Here is a 1,115-nt window from a genome sequence, read left to right on the forward strand (position 1 = left end):
TCAGAACACCACGACGCTGCGGATGGACTTGCCCTGGTGCATGAGATCGAATGCGGTGTTGATTTCGTCGAGGCCCATGACGTGGGTGATCATGGGGTCGATCTCGATCTTTCCGGCCATGTACATGTCGACGATCTTGGGAACGTCGGTGCGGCCCTTGGCGCCGCCGAATGCGGTGCCGCGCCAGTTGCGGCCGGTGACGAGCTGGAACGGGCGCGTCGCGATCTCCTTGCCCGCCTCGGCCACGCCGATGATGATGCTGGTGCCCCAGCCGCGGTGGCACGCCTCCAGCGCGGTGCGCATCACCTCGGTGTTGCCGGTCGCGTCGAACGTATAGTCGGCGCCGCCGTCGGTCATCTCGACGATCTTCGCCACGATCTCCTCGCGGCTCATGCCCCTGGAGTTCAGGAACGCGGTCATGCCGAACTTGCGGCCCCATTCCTCGCGATCCGGGTTGATGTCGACGCCGATGATCGCGTTGGCGCCCGCCAGCCGCGCGCCCTGGATCACGTTGAGGCCGATGCCACCCAGCCCGAACACCACCACATTGTCGCCCACCTGAACCTTGGCCGTGTTCACTACCGCGCCGACGCCCGTCGTCACGCCGCAGCCGATGTAGCAGCTCGACTGGAACGGCGCGTCCTCGCGGATCTTCGCCACCGCGATCTCCGGCAGCACGGTGAAGTTCGAGAAGGTCGAACAGCCCATGTAATGGAAGATCGTCTGGCCCTTGTAGCTGAAGCGGCTGGTGCCGTCGGGCATCAGCCCCTTGCCCTGGGTCGCGCGGATCGCGGTACACAGGTTGGTCTTGCCCGAAAGGCACGACTTACACTGGCGGCATTCCGGCGTGTACAGCGGGATCACGTGATCGCCCGGCTTCACGCTCGTCACGCCCGGACCCACCTCGCGCACCACGCCCGCGCCCTCATGCCCCAGGATCGACGGAAAGATCCCCTCGCTGTCGAAACCGTCCAGCGTATAGGCATCCGTGTGGCAGATCCCCGTCGCCATGATCTCCACCAGTACCTCGCCCGCGCGCGGACCCTCAAGGTCCACCTCCACGATCTCCAGCGGCTTCTTCGCCTCAAATGCCACCGCGGCCCGCGTCTTCATGC

1 protein-coding gene is annotated in these 1,115 nt (G+C 65.6%); it reads right to left on the reverse strand.

Translation table 11 applies throughout. The features are described from left to right. On the reverse strand, positions 1–1,113 hold the full coding sequence (locus tag OM513_RS20745) for an S-(hydroxymethyl)glutathione dehydrogenase/class III alcohol dehydrogenase (protein WP_264946689.1): 1,113 nt from the start codon (positions 1,111–1,113) through the stop codon (positions 1–3). Between the last annotated feature and the right edge of the window lie 2 nt (positions 1,114–1,115).

It is taken from the genome of Sphingomonas canadensis (assembly GCF_026013525.1).
Lineage (GTDB): Bacteria > Pseudomonadota > Alphaproteobacteria > Sphingomonadales > Sphingomonadaceae > Sphingomonas > Sphingomonas canadensis.

Coding starts and splice junctions, on each gene's coding strand:
- OM513_RS20745 (WP_264946689.1), bottom strand. CDS start 1,113: ATGAAGACGCGGGCCGCGGTGGCATTTGAGGCGAAGAAGCCGCTGGAG.